The 20,161-nt window shown below is 57.2% G+C and carries 16 protein-coding genes, 1 tRNA gene and 2 pseudogenes; 6 read left to right on the top strand and 13 right to left on the bottom strand.

The features are described from left to right. Nucleotides 1-36: 36 nt before the first annotated feature. Nucleotides 37-3,396 carry a DEAD/DEAH box helicase gene (locus AC4LE2_RS20015; RefSeq protein ID WP_491827749.1) on the bottom strand — a complete coding sequence of 1,120 codons (3,360 nt, stop codon included), beginning with the start codon at nt 3,394-3,396 and terminating at the stop codon, nt 37-39. A gap of 426 nt (nt 3,397-3,822) precedes the next feature. After that, nucleotides 3,823-5,673, bottom strand: a complete 1,851-nt coding sequence (locus AC4LE2_RS20010; protein WP_491827747.1) for a restriction endonuclease — start codon at nt 5,671-5,673, stop codon at nt 3,823-3,825. Between the two features lie 228 nt (nt 5,674-5,901). On the opposite strand from AC4LE2_RS20010, the pseudogene AC4LE2_RS20005 reads away from it, so the two are divergent. Continuing rightward, a pseudogene (locus AC4LE2_RS20005) lies at nt 5,902-6,199 on the top strand (transposase family protein); the annotation flags it as partial. 326 nt (nt 6,200-6,525) lie between these two features. On the opposite strand, the gene AC4LE2_RS20000 reads toward AC4LE2_RS20005, so the two are convergent. From AC4LE2_RS20000 to AC4LE2_RS19970, 7 genes and pseudogenes are all read right to left on the bottom strand, one after another. Then, nucleotides 6,526-7,674 (bottom strand): site-specific integrase, encoded by a 1,149-nt coding sequence (locus tag AC4LE2_RS20000; RefSeq protein WP_491827746.1) that lies wholly within the window; start codon nt 7,672-7,674, stop codon nt 6,526-6,528. After that, nucleotides 7,671-7,883, bottom strand: coding sequence for a hypothetical protein (locus AC4LE2_RS19995; protein ID WP_491827744.1), 213 nt, complete (start codon nt 7,881-7,883; stop codon nt 7,671-7,673). The genes AC4LE2_RS20000 and AC4LE2_RS19995 overlap by 4 nt, the downstream gene beginning before the upstream one ends. A gap of 435 nt (nt 7,884-8,318) precedes the next feature. After that, a complete protein-coding gene (locus tag AC4LE2_RS19990) occupies nt 8,319-8,582 on the bottom strand; it encodes a hypothetical protein (protein WP_491827742.1) in 264 nt (87 codons plus the stop codon). Between the two features lie 76 nt (nt 8,583-8,658). Next, nucleotides 8,659-9,024 (bottom strand): DUF7673 family protein, encoded by a 366-nt coding sequence (locus AC4LE2_RS19985; protein ID WP_491827740.1) that lies wholly within the window; start codon nt 9,022-9,024, stop codon nt 8,659-8,661. Nucleotides 9,025-9,086: 62 nt separating this feature from the next. Further along, a pseudogene (locus AC4LE2_RS19980) lies at nt 9,087-10,238 on the bottom strand (YlcI/YnfO family protein); the annotation flags it as partial. A 181-nt stretch (nt 10,239-10,419) separates the two neighbouring features. After that, nucleotides 10,420-11,442, bottom strand: a complete 1,023-nt coding sequence (locus AC4LE2_RS19975; protein ID WP_491827738.1) for a phage major capsid protein, P2 family — start codon at nt 11,440-11,442, stop codon at nt 10,420-10,422. Nucleotides 11,443-11,482: 40 nt separating this feature from the next. Continuing rightward, nucleotides 11,483-12,313, bottom strand: coding sequence for a GPO family capsid scaffolding protein (locus AC4LE2_RS19970; protein ID WP_491827736.1), 831 nt, complete (start codon nt 12,311-12,313; stop codon nt 11,483-11,485). Between the two features lie 169 nt (nt 12,314-12,482). Between AC4LE2_RS19970 and AC4LE2_RS19965 the strand changes: the two genes are divergently transcribed. The 3 genes from AC4LE2_RS19965 to AC4LE2_RS19955 all read left to right on the top strand — a co-directional run bounded on the left by AC4LE2_RS19965 (nt 12,483) and on the right by AC4LE2_RS19955 (nt 16,232). Further along, complete coding sequence (locus AC4LE2_RS19965; protein WP_491827735.1) at nt 12,483-14,240, top strand: terminase ATPase subunit family protein; 1,758 nt, start codon at nt 12,483-12,485, stop codon at nt 14,238-14,240. Continuing rightward, entirely contained in the window at nt 14,240-15,280 is a 1,041-nt protein-coding gene (locus tag AC4LE2_RS19960) for a phage portal protein (protein WP_491827733.1), read from the top strand. The genes AC4LE2_RS19965 and AC4LE2_RS19960 overlap by 1 nt, the downstream gene beginning before the upstream one ends. Before the next feature lie 157 nt (nt 15,281-15,437). Then, nucleotides 15,438-16,232, top strand: a complete 795-nt coding sequence (locus AC4LE2_RS19955) for a DNA adenine methylase (protein WP_491827731.1) — start codon at nt 15,438-15,440, stop codon at nt 16,230-16,232. A 103-nt stretch (nt 16,233-16,335) separates the two neighbouring features. Here AC4LE2_RS19955 and AC4LE2_RS19950 read toward each other — a convergent pair whose 3' ends face one another. Beyond that, nucleotides 16,336-16,716, bottom strand: a complete 381-nt coding sequence (locus tag AC4LE2_RS19950; RefSeq protein ID WP_491827729.1) for a DUF2513 domain-containing protein — start codon at nt 16,714-16,716, stop codon at nt 16,336-16,338. 213 nt (nt 16,717-16,929) lie between these two features. On the opposite strand from AC4LE2_RS19950, the gene AC4LE2_RS19945 reads away from it, so the two are divergent. Further along, nucleotides 16,930-17,205: a BrnT family toxin gene (locus tag AC4LE2_RS19945; RefSeq protein WP_491827727.1), complete on the top strand. Its 276-nt coding sequence runs from the start codon at nt 16,930-16,932 to the stop codon at nt 17,203-17,205. Continuing rightward, nucleotides 17,183-17,491, top strand: a complete 309-nt coding sequence (locus tag AC4LE2_RS19940) for a BrnA antitoxin family protein (protein WP_491827725.1) — start codon at nt 17,183-17,185, stop codon at nt 17,489-17,491. Before AC4LE2_RS19945 ends, AC4LE2_RS19940 begins: the two co-directional genes overlap by 23 nt. Before the next feature lie 669 nt (nt 17,492-18,160). On the opposite strand, the gene AC4LE2_RS19935 is transcribed toward AC4LE2_RS19940, so the two are convergent. From AC4LE2_RS19935 to AC4LE2_RS19925, 3 genes are all read right to left on the bottom strand, one after another. After that, a complete protein-coding gene (locus AC4LE2_RS19935; protein WP_491827723.1) occupies nt 18,161-18,790 on the bottom strand; it encodes a phage antirepressor N-terminal domain-containing protein in 630 nt (209 codons plus the stop codon). 12 nt (nt 18,791-18,802) lie between these two features. Further along, nucleotides 18,803-19,027, bottom strand: coding sequence for a hypothetical protein (locus AC4LE2_RS19930; protein ID WP_491827721.1), 225 nt, complete (start codon nt 19,025-19,027; stop codon nt 18,803-18,805). A gap of 923 nt (nt 19,028-19,950) precedes the next feature. Beyond that, a tRNA-Thr gene (locus tag AC4LE2_RS19925) sits at nt 19,951-20,026 on the bottom strand. Nucleotides 20,027-20,161: the final 135 nt, after the last annotated feature.

Here is a 20,161-nt window from a genome sequence, read left to right as displayed (position 1 = left end):
AAACCCTGAACAAGTGCCATTCATGCCGCACGCTGTCTAGCCACCAGCTTCTCCTGTTTGGGTCTTCTGCCGTACCACGGCAAAGTCCTGGCGCTTGAGCCGGGGCAGGGCAGCGCTGCCTCGGGCGGCCTGCTCGAAGTAAGGCAGCGTGCCCCACAGCGCCAGGTCGCCTACCAGGTAACAACGGTGCTGTGCACGGGTCAGGGCCACGTTCAGGAGGTTTGGCTTCGCTGACGCCCACACCGCGCCCCCTGTGTTTTCGGTATCAGTGCCTAATACCATGAAAACGGTTTTTTCTTCTTTGCCCTGGAAGGTATGCACGGTACCGACGCTTCGCTTCACCCAGCGCCGCAACACGTCCTTTTTAGGGGCGGCCACGTCCCACGTGTGCTTGAGCAATGCATCGGTCAGGGCCTGGCGGATAGCCTTGAACGGTGAGATCACGTACAGCGCCGGCAGCGCTTGGTCACGCTGATACAGGCTCACGATCACTTTGATCATGAACTCGATCTGCTCAGGCACCACTTGCTTGCGCTGTACCGCGCCGCCAATGTCGACCCAGCCGCTGGGCAAGTCGATCAGGGGCGCGGCGGTGGGCAGTTTGTCACCCAAGCCATAGACCATCTTGCCGTCATAGGCGATGCGGTTGGCCAGGGTAAACATAGGGTCGTGGCAGCGGCGGTGTACCCGCAGCGGGCTACCTACCCAGATCGGGTCGTCCAGGTAGGGCGCGTACGCACCATAGCGATTGGCTTGGTCTGCTACCCGCTGCACCGACACGCAATGAGGCGCGTAGGCATTGGTTGCGGTGATAGGGTCCAGGCCCGCGAGGGCATTGAGCAATGGCGTGGGCAACGTAAACACTGGCTCGATTTGCAACGGATCGCCCACGACCACTGCGCGACGAGCGCGCCACAACGCGCCGACGGCAGCCTGGGGAACGGCCTGGCCGGCTTCGTCGATAAATACCCAACCCAGTGCGCCTTGGCCTAGACCGGCGAATTGTTTGGCGAAAGAGGCGAAGGTGCTGGACACCACAGGCACCACCATGAAGAGGCTTTGCCAGATGGGCAGGGTGTGGCTGGCGTCTTCCGGCAGTTGGTTGGACAGCAGGGACGAGACAGCGACCAGGTTCTTGCGCAAGGCCCCACCGGGCTGGCCAACACTGTGTACCCACGCCTGATGCAAGGTGAGGGCCGCCGCGAACAGCGCTGAACGCGCCGTGACCAGCGCTTCGTCATGCCACAGGCCGTCGATCTGAAACCCCTCGTCGCTCATCAGCTCAAGCGGGTCCGTTGGCAGCCGTGGGCGCCCTATGGTGGCCAGCGCTTGATCGCATTCTTCCCGTAGCGCCCGCCAATGCTCAGCGACTAAAGCCCGCTGCTCGGTATGGTGCTGTGCCTGCACCACGGCCTGGGACAGCTCATCGCTCAAACGCAGCCGCTCGGTATCGATAGCCTTCAGGTGGCGGTGGGCGTCTAACTGGGCGTCGGCGTTTGACCGACGCTTCTCCAGGTAGGCCTTGGCTTCCTGTGTACGCCATAAGCGCGCCCACCAGCCCGGTGCCGTGCGGTCGATCAGCTGTTGCTCTTCTTTCAGCTGCTCAAGGGTGCGCTCAGCAGTGTGGCGACGCTGTGCGTTGTTTTGCTGCAAGCCTTCTACAGTGGTTACAGCTTGATGAGCCGTAGCGACCTCAGCTTCGGCCTCGGCCAAGGCACTGACTTCAGCACCGTGTGCCAGCATCGCTAGCAACTCCGCCAGCCGTTCATGTGCATCGAGGGCTTCTTTGACCTGCTTGCTCATGGTAATGAAAGCTTCCCGCGCCTGATCGAAGCTCAGGTCGTTGGGGGCTTTAAGCCAGTCCCAGATGCGCATAGGGGTTTCGTCGCTGGCAGTGTCCAGCTGATACATACTCAGCCGCTCATTGAAGCGGCGGCGATTCGCCGAATTGCCCAGCGCACAGCTCATCAGCCCCCAGGGCATTTCACCGCCTTGGGGCGATTCCGCGCCACGCTTGGTGATCTGGATCGCCTGGTTATGGGCCACCGGCTGCAAGTAGCCGAACGTTTGCCAGGGCTTACCCAGGGCTTTTCGCTTCACCAGGTCGACAGAGATATTTTCGACAGCGGCGTTGTTGGTAGACGCCACCACCATCTCAAAACCCGTAAGCGCCTCGATCAGCGGGCGCACCTGCACGGATTTATCCGTGCCCATGAATCGGGTCATCACGCCTTGCTTGACGAACGCATCGTCTGCTTTCGCCAACCCCGCCAGCACCCGTGCGCGTTCTACCAGGTTGTTCGCAAACAGGTCGCGTAACAGCGTGGTTTTACCGGTGCCCGGCGGCCCATTTACGGAAAACAAGCCACTGTGCTCAAGGTCGAGGCGAATCTGATTGAGCGCGAACTGTTGCATCAGGCTCATGGGGTGACGCGAGTCCGCCAACCAGTGGCCGGGGTTGATGAAGCGCGGCCGTAGCGCCTGCAACAACAGGTCACAGCCTTGCTTGGAGTAAAGATCGATACGTTGGTCGGGCGGGAGGGGAGAAAGGTACTGCGCAAGCGTGGCCGGTACCGCGCCGCTACGTACGCTGCTGATCGCACGCTCGATATCCTTGATGTAGAAGCTGTTCAGGATGGCCAGCTCCTCGACCACGACCGCCTCGTCATCGTCGTCGTCTTCCAATGCCTCTGCATCAGCGGCTGAGGGTTCGGTGGGGGCTTTCTCGTTCGCCTTCGCAGGCTTTCGGGGTTTTACCCGAGCACTCAGCGCGGCCATTGGCGCCGAAGCGTCTGGCGTAAAGCTGGCCCATTCGCACAACAGCGCGTGCAACTGCTCCACCTCAACCGCCGCCAGGCCACCCCCTGCAAACGCCCCGCGGGTGCTCATGAAATTATTCAGCAGGCGTATCAGCGCACGTTGCGCCGCACTGTAAGCGTCGTAGCTCAATGCCTGCAGGCCGTGCGTCAACGTCTGGCCCAGCGCCCAAGGCGCAGTAGAGATCGACAACGACTCCATGATCGGGTGGCCGGCCTTATCCAGCGGCAGCTTAGCGAAGCACGTCATGCCTTCCAGGGTTGCCCGCGCTTCGTCTTCATAAGGTGTGTTGCTGTCCATAGGGTCTGGGCTAGGCGCCACGTGCTCAGCCACCTGGCTGACGGCAGACGTATCAAACACCCCAATAAACAGGTCGTAGCCCAGTAGCTCTTGGTCCTCGGGCACGTCAATACTCAACCAACCCGCCCCTGCACGCGCCAGCCCCTCTTGGCTGAGCACCTTCGACTGCCAGGCCTCCAGGTCATCCAGGTATTGCTCCAGCCCATACGGCATGAAGAACTCAACCTTGTGCCAATAATCCAGGACGGCAAGCAAGGCGGGCAGGGTGTCGGGTGTCAATGCGCTGATTCCTGAGGATCCATGTTAGGGAGGGATTGTACACAGGGGGCTTGGGGAGGGGGCATTGAGAGTGGCGTCGAGGCCATTCGCCAACTGCGTTGGCTTCAAGTTTTTCATCCCGAATGTCACACCCTTTCTTTTCTATTGGCTGTGATCATCGAAACGTTCGTCGAACGTCGCTGCTTCTTCACGGGGAAGGGAAATTCGTGACGTATGAGCTGGGTCCCACGCCTGATCGCCTAGCAGATGCAAACTATGAGATTTTCTTTAATGCACGAAAAGGTGCCGCAGAAGTGTACCTATAAGACGTAGAAACCCGGTCGAAGACCGGGTTTCCGGATGAATCATCTGGCTGCACTAAACAGGCTTCTGCCGCTGTTCGGACTTCCTCTAACAAAGTCAAACGTTCGTCATTAGCCTCTGGAATTATTTTTTGGGCAACCAGCTCTGACTTAACGGAGTATCATCGCGCACTCCAGAATTCAATGCTTGCAAGCGCGCCTCATAGGCAGCCCTGACTGACTCCGGGGCGCCTAGCACCGGAAGCTGCAATGACCCCAATGGGGGGGCTTCTTTGTCTATCATTTCGCCTGCTACTTTATCCTCAAAACGCTGACGATCAAGGTGACGCAAAGCAATTACTTCATCGATAAACTCACTGGCTTCAGCGTTACCTATATTCGGATATCTATCCGCAATACCGGCGCGGAGCATAGTGCGATTGTCGGTGGTAAAATTATTTTCACCGTTGCTCACATAAGCGGGCATTAGTCCTGATAATGCTGCACTCGAGGCTTTGACCGTGCCTAACTGTGCAGACGCAATGACAGATGCCACCTCGGTCAAAGTTTGATTTTCCACCTCTGCGCGGACCCCACGCATGCCTCCTTTTTTCTCGTTGGTTTGTTGCTGAAAGTAGTCTCGGGCCGCCAAATAATCCTCAACTCTATTCTGTAATATCTGCTTATCGGATGATTGAGCACTGTTCACTTGCCAAGCTTGCAAATGTTCCTGGATTTGTTCCGATGTCGCCCCCTCTAACAACATGTGCGACAAGTCTTCTGCGTGCCTGCCAGAAAATGTGGTCATCACCTCAAAAATCCGGTCTACAGCGTGATCCATATAGCTGTGTTGAACATTGGTAGCCAGCTGAGAAGCTGCCGCCCCAACAATAAAAAAACCGTTATCGCTATTTGAACCGCGAATTTGCAAACCTATTACGGTCTTGAAAGGCTGATCGCTATAGACTTGATCGTAATCATATACAGGCTCCAGATGATCAAGAAGACCACCTAGCATGGCTCCAGCACTACCCGGCTTATGAATATCCTGGCCCAAGGCATAAACGTAATAATCCGCCTCCAGGTTTTTTTTGGCTTCTTGGGGGCCTTGTCCTGGCGAGCTGTAACTCAGTCGCAATGCAGATCCATGCTCTTGCTTCGAGGGATGGATATCTAGCGCGTCCACTTTGTGCAAGGCGCTTTGAGCCAATGCTGGTGCAAACTTTAGTTGGTTGCCATCTAGCAGTGCCGGATGGGTACTGCGGATAAACCAAAGGACATTTGCCCCAAGCTCCCCGGCGCGCTCAACTGCATCAATGCCTGCATTCGGTCCATGTACCACTACTGTTTTTCCAGCGAACCTCTGGGGAGAGGTATCACTCATCCGCATAAACTCATCCAGGTCCAGCACCTTGCCACGCAAGGCTTCCTGCTCATGCAGTTTTATGTTGTCCAATCGTTTTTCTGCTTGGGTGTTTGGCGTAGCGCTGTTCCAAATACTGGTATGGGACCCGGCACCTGCCCCCAATACAACCTGTCGGCTGTCCAGAATCTGGCCGTTGTCCAGATTGAGTCGGAAAACACCGTCATCCAGCCGCGAAATGCCTGTTACCAGCGCTTCCAAGTGCTCTGCGCCTAGCCCCACTGCTTGCATCAGCTGTCGTTTGTTACTTGCAGAAAACTCAGCACGATTAGCGTAGTTAGGATCATATTTTGGAACCTGTTGGTCCCACTGGCTAATAATTTCGGTCTGGTGATTTATATAACCTTGTCCACGAACACTCGCCGCCCAAGAGTCCTCCTTACCAATAATACTGACTTTTCCTAAAAATGGTGAAGTTGCTCCGTCTTCTGTAAAGCGACTATTAAGTTCATTCAGCAGAAAGGCCACACTACTACCTACTCCTATGAACGTCAGTTCGCGTACTCGATGCGGATCCAGGTCAGAACCTGTTACAGTGGGTTGTATGCGATACAGATTTTTCCCGATAAGCATTATGGTGATCCTTATTAAAAAATACCCTAAGAGCATCCAAGTTCTACAGAGGTAGAGTGATCCGAAGTTGGGTAAGCTCTACCTGAGGTAAGGTACTGGCTCATTGCATATCTGAAAACCAAATTATTAAGACATTTGATGAGCATGGCTTAGGCTATGTACGGAATTAGTCGGAATCATTTCACCTGGCATAAACGCTCAGGTTCAGTAAGTTCGCGGTCATCACGGCGGAAGTTCTCTACGTTCGATCGGTTGCTCAAACGCCTGCATGTTCGGCTCAATGAACAGGGACTTATCAACGTGCAGACCTGGATGATCGACTCCGCAGCGATACGTGCCACCCGAGCCGCCAGCGGCGCCGCGAAAAAAGGGGGGCTTGAAGAACCCGAAGACCCTGCGCTCGGTCGTAGCCGGGCGGACTGACAACCAAGATTCATATGCTGTGCGACGCTAACGGCATACCGTTGCGCTTTTTGCTTTCAGGTGGAACGCCAGCGACATTAGCTACGCGCAACCACTTCTCGACGGGGCCTATGTCCCTACACTGCGCTAACGCCCTCGTTAGCGCTGCGTAAGTACTATGACGGTTACCGCATGCAGCCGGTAATCCCACTCTGATAAAACGCCAAAACGCAAAAACCCGCCAAAAGGCGGGTTTTCCGTGCTCCAGAGGCGCTGATGCCCCTCTGAAACCTCATATGGTGCCGGCACCAGGAATCGAACCCGGGACCTACTGATTACAAGGAACCTGAGCATTGCTTATTAATCAAAAGGTTACGCTATACCTTGTTACGTGAAGACGTCACTATAAGCGCCGTTCTATAAGAGGTTGGAATCGCTTGTTACGTGGGTTTATTCGGCTGATGGTCTCACGCGGGGCACGCTGAGGTCGTATATGTCCATCATCGATTCGTCACGGTGTCCGCTGGCCTCCTGTTTGTCGGCGCGATTGCCTGCTGTGTCGGTGATCCCTCGGCGCTTCAGGTCGTGAAGTCCAAAGCGCTGCTCAGTGGTAAGCAGCCCAGCTTCCACTGCTGCAGTGATGAAGCGTTGCCAGGCCGTGTCGAGGCTGGATTTATTCAGGGGACCGCCATGTGCAGCGACGATCAGCGGCCGACGAGAAGGGTCTTTCGAAACTGGCAGCGATCTTTTCAGCCAAACCTCTGCCCTATACGCCTTTGCCGCATCCCAAGCGCTACGCAGTCGCGGCGACCAGCTCACTACGTTATCGCGGCTACCTTTTCGCCGGTTGGTCAGAACCCCGTCTTCCAAGGCATTCGCGTCTGTGAGAGTCACAGTCTCGATTCCGCGCAATCGGCACAAATAGCCAATTTCCATCACAAACCAAAGATAGGTAGGGCAAGCGCCTGCTTGCCCGCGCTTGAGCTGGCCTCGCTCGCGTGCGCGCTCGATCAGGGAGTTCATTACATGGGGAGCAGGCAGGCGGCGTTGTTTTCGCTCCTTGGGTGCTTCAATACCCTGAGCAGGGTTTTGATCCAAGAACCCTCGGTTACGCCCCCATTGCAGCGCTCGTCGCAGATAGCGCAGGGCGTGGGCGGCTTTGGATGGCGTTCCTTCGTCGGCGATCCGATCAATAAGGCGCTGTACCAAGGCGGGAGTGAACTTCCGTACGGCCAGGTCGCCTAGGTCTTTGCCCAGTTTGGTGTGAGTGCCCAATAGAACATCACGCGAATAGCAGTAATCGTCCTGGGTATTGGGCAGGAGCTTTTTGAACTGAGCACTGTCATGGAACTGATTGCACAGGTGACGAAGACTGTCGCGGTCAACACCTTCGCGTTCTTCCATGATGCTATGTAACTCAGACAACAACACCGAGCGCGGTGCCAGGTTATGCCGGCGTTGCCGGCCACCCTCGTCGCGGTGCAGCGTGTACCAAACACCGCTATTACGGTGATCAAAAAAGACGGCCGCCGGAAGGGCGGCCTGATCGATGTGCGCTGGGATATGCGGGTTGTGCTTACGCTTCCTGGCCTTTCTCATAAAATCCCGGCGTCGTAGTGCTCTGGTGTGCCTAGGCGAAGTCCGCCGGCCTGGTTAACAAGATCGATAGTGGTCCACGGGCCGAACCGCCCCCGGAACAATCGAACGCCCTGGCCAACTAAGGTGCGTTCAACGTCCGAGCGTCGGTTATAGCCGGTGATGCGTTGTAAGTCCTTAAAAGTCAAAACTCCATCAATCGGCCGGCTCATATCAAGATAATCCCTCCTCAGCCTGTTGAGGCGGGAGTTGTTCGGAGACTTTACCTGATGGGCATACAGAGTCGCCTCTCGAACTGAAGCCATTAATTTCTTGATGATCTACTGGGGGGGGGCCAGGTCCCCGGCAGTGCCATTGGCTGGATATTGGGTTTGCATGGTGCTTCTCCTTTGAGACGGTGGGGGAGTTGCAGCTCCCCTGTACCGTCCTAGATGGGTATCAGTGCGCGTAGCGACGCGGTTTGTTCTGTTTGGCCGCTTCACGCTCTGCCATAAATGCAGCCCATTCCGCCGTCTTGCTTTGCTGACGGAGTCGGCTACATGCCTTGTGTTTACGTGTGGCGCGGGGCTTGCCGCAGATATCGCAACGGTTGGGCAAATCCAGCCGGTACCCTGCCATTGGCGGGCGGGTGCGAGTGTTTGAAGCCATCACTGCCCCCTCTCAAGCAGACGTGCTAGCGCATTAGGCTCGCCATCCGGCGTCAACTCATCCAGGGGCAGGCTGATCGTGCTGCCATTGGCGGTGCGCAACGTCGCAACATCGCCAGCGATTCCAATGATCACGGCTGTACGAGCGCTCAAACGGTACGCCTGGCCATCGCAACTCAGTGCGACGAAGCTGACCGTGTCTCCGATCGCCAGCGGGGTTGTGGTAGCCTCTGCGATGCCGCCTTGGGGTTGATTCACTTGCATGGTGCTTCTCCTTTGGGTGGTGGGTGGCGAGGGGTTGCAGCCCTTCGCCACCACTTCTTTTCCGGTCAAGCCGGTGTCAGTGCTGCCTTGCAGCCCTGTCTTTCTTCAGTTGCGACCAGATGCGGTCGCCGTTCTCCACATATTCATGCACCTCTTTTTCCGGCCGGCGGTCCATCTTCAGCAGAGCGATACAGTCGTCGAATAACGCCTTATCCAGTGCTCGCAGATCGGTAAGAGGGAAGGGGAAGGCACGCCCGTTGTAGAGGCTGAGCAGGAAGTCGCCGACGATGCGACTTTGCCCCGTGCTACGTTGGGCAACCGGCAGGAGGCGGTGTAACGCCGCTATGCCAGCAGCACGGATTGCTGGGCGCTCACGCTCCTCGATTGCGAGCTGTTCCGCTATCTGGCGGATGACGTCGTCGGTGGGTTGAGTTGAGTGCATGGTGCTTCTCCTTTGGGTGGTGTCAGACGTTGCAGCGCCTGGCGGGTATTGCAGTTGATGAATCAAGCCTGGAAGTGCCAGCACTTCACGATGGGTTGCTTGGTGACAACAGCGTTGGTGTTCCTGGCCTGGTAAGCCCGTACCGCGCTGTCGGTGGCTTTGTTGACGTCGAGCAGCTTCCGAGACCGGGAGTCTTTCAGGCGCTCGCGCAGCTCGCTGACGTCGGCAATCTTCTGGCGATGCTCGGCCGCACACTTCACAAAATCGTTGAGGTTGATGGCGATGATGTGGGCTTTCTTGCTGTGGTTGACCACCGGGCCGTCGGCGTCGAGGCTCTCCAGGTAGTCGTAAACCTCCCAGAATTCAGCCACCACCGGATGGTCAGAGTTGAGCGAGGCCTGGCGCTCGATGGCCATACGGACGATCTGCGAGCGGGTGTGCTCGATCTGTGCATCGGTGAGCGGCACCACCAGGCACAGGCAATCCAGCAGCGTGAGCATTTGGGCGTGGTTCTTGTTGATCCGCTCCACGCGGATGTAGCCGCGCAGCGTGTTGCCGCAATGGCTACAGTCGCTGTGCTCGTCTTTGAACGGGGTGTCACAGGCAAAGCAATGGGAGTGCAGGTTGCGCAACTTCGCCTCATAGCCCGCTATCCGTTGGCCGAACAGCTCCATCACTTCCAATTCTTTGCGCACGGCCTGCACCACAAAGTTGCTGAGGGTCGAACCTTCCAGCGCATTGAGCCTATCGGCCGCCGCACGGCTCTCAGGGGTGACGTTCGGCCGCACAAAGTGCAGTTTGACGATCCGGGTCATGATCGCCTCTGACGCCACCACAGGGGCGTTTTGGCTGATGGCGATGGTGCCGCGAAACGGTGGTTCGTAGGTTTCGTTACCGGCGGTTTTAACGCCCTTGGTCGCCAGGGTGCCACCGCCGTAGTAATCCTTGAGTTCGTCCCATTCGAAGGTCTTGGCGTGGGTCTTGTCGTCGCCGCTGCGGTCTGATTCCAGCAGCACGATGGGCATACCGGATACTTGGCCCATCAAGCGGCTGCGGCCGGCCTTGGTGGATTTGGACGGGTCAAACCCTTCATAACCATCGCGCCCCGCGAGTTTCCATAGCAACGTGAGCAATGTGGTCTTGCCGGCGCCGGCTTCGCCCGTGGCTTCAAGGAACGGAAACGACTGGTACCGACTACGGATCTGCTCGGCAAACGCGGCCTTGCCCTCGTTGGACTGGATGGCCTTCAGGCGCAACCGGTCCTGCAGCAGCTGATTCAACTGATGCTCGTAGGCGGTGGCACCGGCCATGGATTGCTGCGGTGCAGTTTTTGCAGCCTCCATGGCCGCGCGAGCGCGGCGCTGGTGGGCTTGGGCGATGCTGAGTGCCATGGGGTTAAGCCTCGCTGCTGGCTTCTTCGACTGGGGTGATGTTTTCCACCAGGCAACCCAGGCCGTATTCCTCGACCACATACGCCTCGTTCGACGATTCGAAGTTGCTGACGCGGTTCCACTCCGGCTCTTCCTTGAGGTAGCGGCGGCGTGCGCCGATCTGCCAGTACACCGACAGGTTGGCGAAGGTGGTGATGAGGATCGTGCCTTCAGGGATGTAGGGCACCTCGTACAGCGGCAGGCCGCCGACGCGGCGTTGGGAGATGATCAAGTCGCTCGCCAGGGTGTTGGTGGCGTCCTGGTCTTGGTTGACCAGGGCCAGGAACTTGTCATGGACCAGCTCGCGGCCGGTCAGCACAACCAAGCCGGGGTTACGGCGGTACCAAGGGTCCAGCAGCTGGATGGCGTCGTAGACCAGGGCATCGATGTTCTTGAAGTCGCCGGTCTTACCGATGGTGATCTTGCCGGCAACAGCGCCTTCCTTCAGCACGCGGTCAGGTGCGTGGGTGCGGTATTGCTGTAGCCAGCCGATGTTGACGTCTTCCAGCAGCGGGTGCGCAGTGCGGTCGGTTTGTTCGGCCGCCGAGAGGCCATAGAACCCGATTTGGATGCGGTCGAGCGCTTGGCGTTGGGCAATGGCACTGGCCAGGCGCGTCTGGAAGTCTGGGAACTTCGCCCAGGCGTCGAGCTGCTTGTAACTGACGTAGGTGTCAAAGTCGGTCTGCTCTGCGCGGTACTTATCGCTGGACAAGGTGCCAATGCTGCTTGGCTCACGCTTCTTGACCTTGGTGTTGGTGCGGCTTGCAACCGTGCTACCAACGCCGAGGCCCACCTTTTCACCTTGCTGCTCATCAACGCCGATGATGTTGATTTTGGTCAGGAACTCGCTCGACTCTTGGATCTTGGTTTCCAGGCGCTGCTGGATGGTCGGGTCAACGTTGAACGTGGCGGTGGCCGAGTCAACGCCGTTGAGCTGGGCAACCTGGACGAGGTAGCCGGTGTAGAGTTTTCGGGTGTCGTTACGCATGGGTGTCTCCGATAGTGGGCTGGGCGGTTGAGGCCGCAGGTCAGAATTCAGCCAGGGCGTGTTTGCCGCCGCCGGTTACCGGTGGGCGCTGGGTTTGGGAGTGGTCTTGAGTGTTCCCGAGGGTGGTCTTCAGCTCGATCAGCTCTCTGCTGAGCTGCTCGACCTTGGTGTTCAATTCGCCGGAGAATTGCCTCTCGGCGGCGAGTTGATCCGGCAGGTCTTTGACGTGGTCGGCAATCGCTTCGACGGCTTGGCCAATCTGGGCGAACTCTGCATCGTCCTTCGCCTGCTTGCCGCCCAGCAGCGCCTGAACCTTGCTGAACAGCTGGGCGCCGAGGCCGGGCTTGTCCTCGACTTCTTCAAACTGCAGCTCGGTTTCCACTGCCTCGGTAAACATCGATGTCGCCGAGTAGTGGCGGTCTTTGAATGGGCTGGATTCTGGCTTTTGCGCGGAGAACGACAGTACGTCGGTGCCCAAGCTGGCTGGAGAGTCCGTCACGGCCAGGCCGACGATGTACGCTTCGCCCGTGTCCGAGAAGTTGTCGTCGATTTCGATAGAGGTGTAGATCTTCTGCTTGGCCTTGTTCATGGCGATCAGGTCGGGCGTGGGCTCCACCTGGGCAAACAGGGCCAGCTTCTTCTGGCCGTTGATGTCCACTTCTTCGGTCTTGACCGCAAGCACGTCGCCGTAGGCTTTGAACGGGCTGTCTGGCAGCAAGCTGCGAAAGTGCTCCAGCCAGATTCGGGCGCCGTAGGTGGAGGGGTTGAAGTTCTTCGCCGCCTGTTCCAGCCAACTACGTTTGATGGTGCGCTTGTCCGAGGTAGCGCCCTCGACGGCGACACGGAACCAATTGCTGCGAAATTTCTTCATGCCGGGAATCCTCAATGCGTTGGGCGCATGCGTTGACGTAAGCGATGCGTTGCAATGAGAGGCATGGTCGTGACGCGCGCGAGTTGCGGCAATGAGGCGGGATTGTAGGTAGTGGCGCTACAAGGGGCGGCGCTACTGGCTCGCAGGCCAGAGCGGCAGCATCGCGGCCATGACTACGACCGAACTGCTCCCCATCGATCCCCGGCGCCAATCCAAGTTTCTGTATTGGATGGGTTGGCGCATTTGCGAGATTGCCGAGGCTACGGGCGAAAAGGAAAAAACGCTACACAGCTGGAAGGCCCGTGACGCGTGGGACCGGGCCGATAACGTTGAACGAATCGGTGGCGCACTGGAAGCGCGTTTGGTGCAACTGATCCTCAAGGAAGGCAAGAGCGGCGGTGACTTTAAAGAGATTGATCTGCTGCACCGGCAGTTGGAGCGCCAAGCGCGCATCCAGCGCTTCCAGGGCGGCGGTACCGAAACCGAACTCAACCCCAACCTCGCCAAGCGCAACGAAGGCCCGAAGAAAAAGGCCCCGAAAAACGATATCAGCGAAGAGCAGATCGAGCTGCTGCGCGAAGCGTTTATCGACGGCTGTTTTGACTACCAGAAAGACTGGTACCGGGCCGGCAATCAACGTACACGCGTCATCCTCAAAAGCCGTCAGATCGGGGCGACCTACTACTTTGCTCGGGAAGCGTTTATCGACGCGCTGGAGACCGGGCGTAACCAGATATTCCTGTCGGCTTCGAAGAACCAGGCGTACCTGTTTCGCGGGTACATCCAGGCGTTTGCCCGCGATGTGATCGGCGTGGAGCTGACCGGTGACCCCATCGTCTTGCCCAACGGCGCTGAGCTGTTTTTCCTCGGGACCAACGCTCGCACCGCCCAGGGCTACCACGGCAATTTTTACTTCGATGAGTTCTTCTGGACGTTCAAGTTTGAGGAGCTGAACAAAGTCGCGTCCGGCATGGCGATGCACAAGAAGTGGCGCAAAACCTACTTCTCCACGCCCTCGACCATGGCGCACGAGGCGTACACCTTTTGGACGGGTGAGCGCTTCAATAAGGGCAAGCCGGCGGCGCAGCACACCAAGGTCGATGTTTCCCATGGTGCGCTCCAGCAAGGGCGGTTTTGCGAGGACCGGTTGTGGCGACAGATCGTCACCATCCTCGATGCGGAGCAGGGCGGTTGCGACCTGTTCGACATCGAAGAGCTGCGCCGAGAGTACAGCCCCGAGGCGTTTGCCAACCTGCTGATGTGCGAGTTCGTCGACGACGGCGCGAGCATCTTCCCGCTGACGGTGCTTCAGCCCTGCATGGTCGATAGCTGGGTCGAGTGGGCCGAGGACTACAAGCCGTTTGCCATGCGCCCATTCGGCGACCGCCAGGTGTGGGTGGGTTATGACCCTGCCGAAACCGGCGACTGTTCCGGCCTGGTGGTGGTCGCGCCGCCGCTAGTACCTGGCGGCAAGTTCCGAGTGCTGGAACGTCACCAGTTCCGTGGCATGGACTTCGCGGCGCAGGCCAACGTTATCAAAGCCGTCTGCGACCGCTACTGGGTAACGTACATCGGGATCGATGTCACCGGGCTGGGCAGCGGCGTGGCGCAGCTGGTGCGCCAGTTTTTCCCCAACGTCACCACGTTCAGCTACTCGCCCGAGGTTAAGACCCGCCTGGTACTGAAGGCCTACGACGTGATCCACCGGGGCCGGCTGGAGTTCGACGCCGGCTGGACCGACATGGCGCAATCGCTGATGGCGATCCGCAAGACCATCACTGCAGGCGGTCGCCAGTTCACTTACACCGCCGGCCGCACCGATACCACCGGCCATGCCGACCTGGCGTGGGCGCTCTTTCACGCATTGCACAACGAACCGCTGGAGGGGCAGACCTCTGCCAATACCGGGCGGATGGAGATTTTTTGATGTCGAACCGCCGCAGAAATAACAAGCAGACGCCCGCTGTGGTAACGCAGGAGTTTATTCCACGCAGTGACAGCAAGATCGAGGCGTTCAGCTTCGGCGACCCGTCACCCGTGCTAAGCGGGCGGGAGGTGTTCGATTACCTGGAGTGCTGGTTTAACGGGCGGTGGTACGAGCCGCCGTTGTCCCTAGACGGCTTGGCACGCTCGGTGGGTTCCAGCGTGCATCTGCATTCAGGATTGATGTTTAAGCGCAACTTGCTAAGCAAGACCTTTATCCCGCATCGGTTGCTGTCGCGTGCGGCGTTTGAACAGTTCGCCCTGGACTTCCTGTGCCTGGGCAACGGTTACCTAGAAGGGCGGCGCTCGATGCTCGGCCCGGTGCGCGAGCTGGTGCCGCCCCTGGCGAAGTACATGCGTCATGGTAAGGACGGCCGGCAGTTCATGGTCCAGGGCTGGAAGGAGGAGCATGAATTTGAGCCGGGCACCGTTTTCCATTTGCGGGAGGCGGACCTCCACCAGGAGGTGTATGGCTTGCCCGAGTGGATCAGCGCCTTGCAGTCGGCGCTGCTGAATGAGTCGGCCACGCTGTTTCGGCGCAAGTACTACGAGAACGGCAGTCACGCCGGTTTCATCCTCTACATGACCGACGCCGCGCAGAACGAAGCGGACGTCGACTCCCTGCGCAAAGCGCTGAAGGACTCGAAGGGGCCTGGCAACTTCCGCAACCTCTTCGTGTACTCGCCGAATGGCAAGAAAGACGGGCTGCAGATCATCCCGGTCAGCGAAGTCACGGCCAAGGACGAATTCAACTCGATTAAAAACCAGACCCGCGACGACGTGCTGGCCAGCTTGCGCATTCCGCCGCAGCTGATGGGCATCGTGCCGCAGAACGCGGGTGGGTTTGGGTCGATCAGGGAAGCGGCGCAGATCTACGCGGCCAATGAACTGGAGCCGATTCAGGCGCGTATGGCGCAGGTGAATGATTGGCTTGGGGAGGAGGTCGTGTGCTTCAAACCCTATGAAATTCCCGTAGGGGCCTAAAGCCCCCTGCGCAGAAAACGAGGCGACGAGCTGGTGCGCTAACACCCGCTCGACGCTGAATCACTCGAACCAGCCGAGTGCTCCAACCAAGGCCTCGCCCCACTGCGCAGGGGGTGCGAAGCCTAAGCGAATCCACTTGTCGAAACAAGGATCACTTATGAGCACACCGATAATCCCATGGATGGGCGGCAAGCGCCGCTTGGCAGATCGTCTTATCCCGCTGTTCCCGCCGCATGAATGTTACGTCGAGGTCTTTGCCGGCGGTGCCGCGCTTTACTTCATGCGGCCCCAGGCTGCACCGGTTGAAGTCCTCAACGATATCAACGGCGACCTGGTGACGCTGTACCGGGTTGTGCAGAACCACCTGGAAGAGTTCGTGCGCCAGTTTAAGTGGGCGCTCAGCTCCCGCCAGGTGTTTGAATGGCAGAAGATGACCCGGCCGGAGACGCTCACCGACATCCAGCGGGCTGCTCGATTTTTCTACCTGCAGCACCATGCCTTTGCCGGCAAAGTCAGTGGGCAGACGTTTGGTACCGCCACTACCGGGCCGGCAATCAACTTGTTGCGGATCGAGGAGAACTTGTCAGCAGCCTGGCAGCGGTTGTCGGGCACCTACGTCGAGAACTTGGAGTGGCTGGAATGCGCTGAACGCTATGATCGGCCACATACGTTTCATTACATGGATCCGCCATATTGGGGGACCGCTGGTTATGGAGTGGACTTTCCTTTTGAGAACTATGAGCGGATGGCCGATTTCATGCGGCGGTGCAAGGGGAAGGTGATGGTCAGCATCAATGACCATCCTGATATCAGACGGGTGTTTGAGGGGTTTCACTTTGAAAATTTGGACATTCGCTACAGCACGGCGAATCAGCGGCAGAGCAAGGCTGAGGCCAGCGGGGAATTGGTGATTATGAACTGGGAGCCGGCAGCGTTGGGAGGATTGTTCTGACTTGAGCTATCACGGATAAAGTTACCGCAACACCGAGCCGCCCATGAGGCGGCCTTTTGCTGTTCGTGAAGGTGAATAGGGGGAGCAATCGTATTGTACTGGGTTAAAGTTCAATACCTGTGTGTTTTTCCAACTGTTTTTTGACAAGCCCCTTCGCAAGACTCCCTAGTAACTCCAGAGTAAACCCACCAGCTTTGAGGGCTCCCTCCTTGGTCGTGGCCCAAATCTTATCGTCTCGGACTGAGTCGGCAAAGTCATGGCCCTTCGAGGTAAGGCTACGGAATATGAAACTTCTGCTGGTTGGGTTTCCGCCGGCGGTATCAATCCAACCAATTTCAGCAATTAGATTGAAGTGATAACTAATTTGGTGGGCAGTGTATCCATCAACTTGGAAGTCGTTCTCAATGTCGTTGGATATTATGATCGCGCCAGGTTTTAGCTCCCACGACTCCAGCTTCAGGATGATGGCACGAATTAAGTCCATATCTCTTCGCATTGCATTCAACTCACGGCAGGTTTGATCTCAGAGGGGCCAGTATAGGCAGGACGACGTGCATCGGTGGGATTCGGCACCTACCGAGCCCTACCTCCCGGTAGTCATAGTCGACCAGCATCCGCCGTGGTCCACCCAGTGAGGGAATAACGATGATCATACCCAGCCCTTGCGCTGGGTATTTATTGTGGGTACAGTAATTTCATGCAAATTACTTATGACCCAGCCAAAGACGCTCGCAACGTTGAAGAACGTGGACTCCCATTTGCCCTGGTACGGGATTTTGAATGGTCTACAGCCTTGATCATAGAGGATGATCGCTTCGCCTACGGCGAGTGCCGGTATCGAGCGATGGGGTACATAGGGGATCGGCTGCATGTCGTGGTGTTCACCCCTCGGGGCGATGCGGTTCATGTCATCAGTTTTCGTAAAGCCAACAAACGGGAGGTCAAAATCTATGACCAACAAACTCAATCCTGAGATGGCCGATAGGACAAACCCTGAATGGTCGGCTAGGGATTTCGCGAAGGCCAAGCCTGCCAGTGATGTGCTGGCGGGGTTGTTCGGCAAGGCTCAGGCAAAGGAGATGCTCAAGCCGAAGCGTGGCCGGCCAAAGTCGGCAGCTACTAAAGAACACGTCAATGTTCGCTTTGATCCTGAGGTACTGGAGCAATTCAGAGCCTCTGGTCCTGGCTGGCAAACGCGAATGAACGCTGCCTTGGCCGACTGGCTCAAAACGCACACACCAGATGAATTGAAGGCGTAGTACCTGAGGTCATCGCCGAAACAATGAGCCGTCCATGTGACGGCTTTTTGCTGTCTGGGATTGGCTTTTCCCACAGCAGAAGCCCTGTCCAGAACGATGAAGATTTGTCCTTCAATAACGTGAACAAGCCCAGATCAACATAGCATTAGCGGGATGTCATGCAAGGCTTTAGAGGGCGTTCGGGCCAGTAAATACAAGGCTTTCAGGTATGGGAAGCTCTGCCGGCACTGGTGTTAGCTGGGGGCGGTCGACTAGCTTTGGGGGATTGGCGTGCCACAAGGTGGGTCAAGGGTGTGCTTCAGCACCTGGCGCGCGCCGTCATCCCCCCACCTCGCCTGCGGGCTAAATAGGTCGCTTTTTCTACACGTCTGCAGCCCCTTCAAAGCGGCGCCGGCTGGGGGCGGGATTCCGATTTCCCAATCCGGAAAACCCTGCGAACCCCTGCAAAGGTCAGGATGGCTAGCACAGGGGCTCAGTAGGGCTCTTTCGCGGCCAGCTCAGTCTTTGCCTGGATGGTAGGAACTTAAGTCAAACCGCATTCTTCTTGGTAGCGGATGACCTTGTCGCGCAGTTCGGGGCTACCTTGTTGGGGCTGATTGAATACAGCCAGGCAGGGAGCTTGCGAAGGGGGGCATGCCATTTCCCTCGGTTTGCCATCCTCGGCAACCATCACGATAATCGTGATGGTTGATGCAAATCTGGCTGCTGGGCACGTGCCATTAATGGTGGTGTCGGTAAGCCTAGGGCATCGTTTATTTGACGTAGCTGACAATGCAGCCCGTGTCTCTCAAATTCGCCGGTCGCGGCGTCCAGCCATTTGGCTATGTAGCGCCCTTGTTCCAGAAGAATGAGCAGTTGCTTGAAGTTGATGCCGTCGCGCGCGCTGCGCTTGACGCCAGGTAAGGGGAGGATGCGCGAGGCCTGCTCTTCCAGCATCGTGATGTGTCGCTCTGTGTCCTTGGTCCAGTAACGCCACAGCACATCGTCGCACTCTTCCTGGTACTGGATGATCTTGTCGCGCAGTTCGGGGGCTACCTTGTTAGGGCTGATTGAATACAGCCAGGCAGGGAGCTTGCGGAGGGGAAGGCAGATCATCCCCCGTATTTTTCCATCTTCGGCAACTGTGTCGATATTCGACACAGTTGAATTGAAGCGCTCCACGATTTTGATGCGTTGAGCGGACCATTCGAGTCCGATGTTTTCTACGATCGGCCTCATAGCCACATATGGCTCGTTGTCTTTACCGATCAGGACAACGGTGTCCTCGTAGAACGGGACGGGCATCAGTTGGTTCTGCATCCCATTTCCCCCTTACTTGATCTTGGCTACATTCGAGTTCATCACACTTGTCGAGTCAATGACGCCGGACAGTTGCTGGTCGACCAGGGCAAGAAAGCCGCCCATCAACTCAGGGGCAAAGGTGCTCTGGCAATGGCTGTCTTCAGCGCAGTTTTTTAGCAAACGCAGCGAGTCGCGCAGCATGTGCAGGGTGGAGAACGCGTTTTCCGATAGGCCGTAGGCGACTGGGGCTTTCATTTCACACCCCCTTGTCCTTCTAGGGCACGAGCTAGAGCCATGTGGTGGTTGTAGCGCTTGATGCGCGTGGTCAGGCTGGAGTCGGCGTGCAGGGCGGTGAGCGCCATATGGCGGTGCGCAAGTGCGCGAATTTTTGATGGAATTAGGACATGCATTTGGCGTAGCTCCTTGATTTCAGGAACTGCCACGATTCGCCGTCAAACGAATAAGGTGGCAGCTGTACGCAGGTTGACGGACCGGGAATCAAGGAAACCGGCACACCCTAAGGTGTCCTGCGCACAGCCGCCATAACAGGATATGCGGACACAAAAAAAGCGCCTGCAATCATGATGGGGGCGCCTGTGCGCCTTGAATTCGTCGGGCCGTCAAACCCGGTCGCTGAATTTGCAGCGACGGATGAACTGTAGCGCCAGCAGCCATTATGCGCAACAGGTTCATCTATCAACGCAGATTTACCGGGTGCAAGGGGCATTTTTCAGGAACGGCACGGGGATAGGGTAAGTTTTTGAAAATGCGTTTCTGACGTAGCTAGAAGCACCGTATTTGCTGGGGTTGCGGCTTAACTTTGGAGGGTTATGCAGGGTTAATTCAAAGGTTAGCGGTTCTTATCTATCTGATTTATAAGAATTTTATTTATTTTTTTTTAACGTCTGCAAAGGTTAGGAATTAACTTTACATAACCCCAGAGCTAACCTTGTTCAGATCTTGCAAATCAGCATCAGACAAGACTTTCAAAGCGATCAGCAAAAAGCTAACCCTCTTAACCTGTTTCCCGTGGGTCAACATGAAACCGCCAGCCCTCATAGGCACCGGCAGCCTCAGAGGCTGCGCACAGAACCACTCATTGGCTCAGCTTGTTACGTGCGTTGTTACGTACGTCCCAAAAAACAAAGGCCTGCATCGCTGCAAGCCTTTGATTTATATGGTGCCGGCACCAGGAATCGAACCCGGGACCTACTGATTACAAGTCAGTTGCTCTACCAGCTGAGCTATACCGGCGGGTAAGGGCGCTGATTATAGCGATTAGCGACGAGCTGTAAAGGGGCGATCTGCAAAGAATGCTCTATCTCGCACGCCGAGGCGCTTCCTAGGAAAAGTCCTACAGGCGAGAAAGATTTTTCCACCAGCCTGGGC

The sequence above is a fragment of the Pseudomonas sp. 9.3L genome, assembly GCF_058536285.1.
Note: the sequence above shows the minus strand (reverse complement) of the source record. Positions and strands in the feature narration are given on the sequence as shown.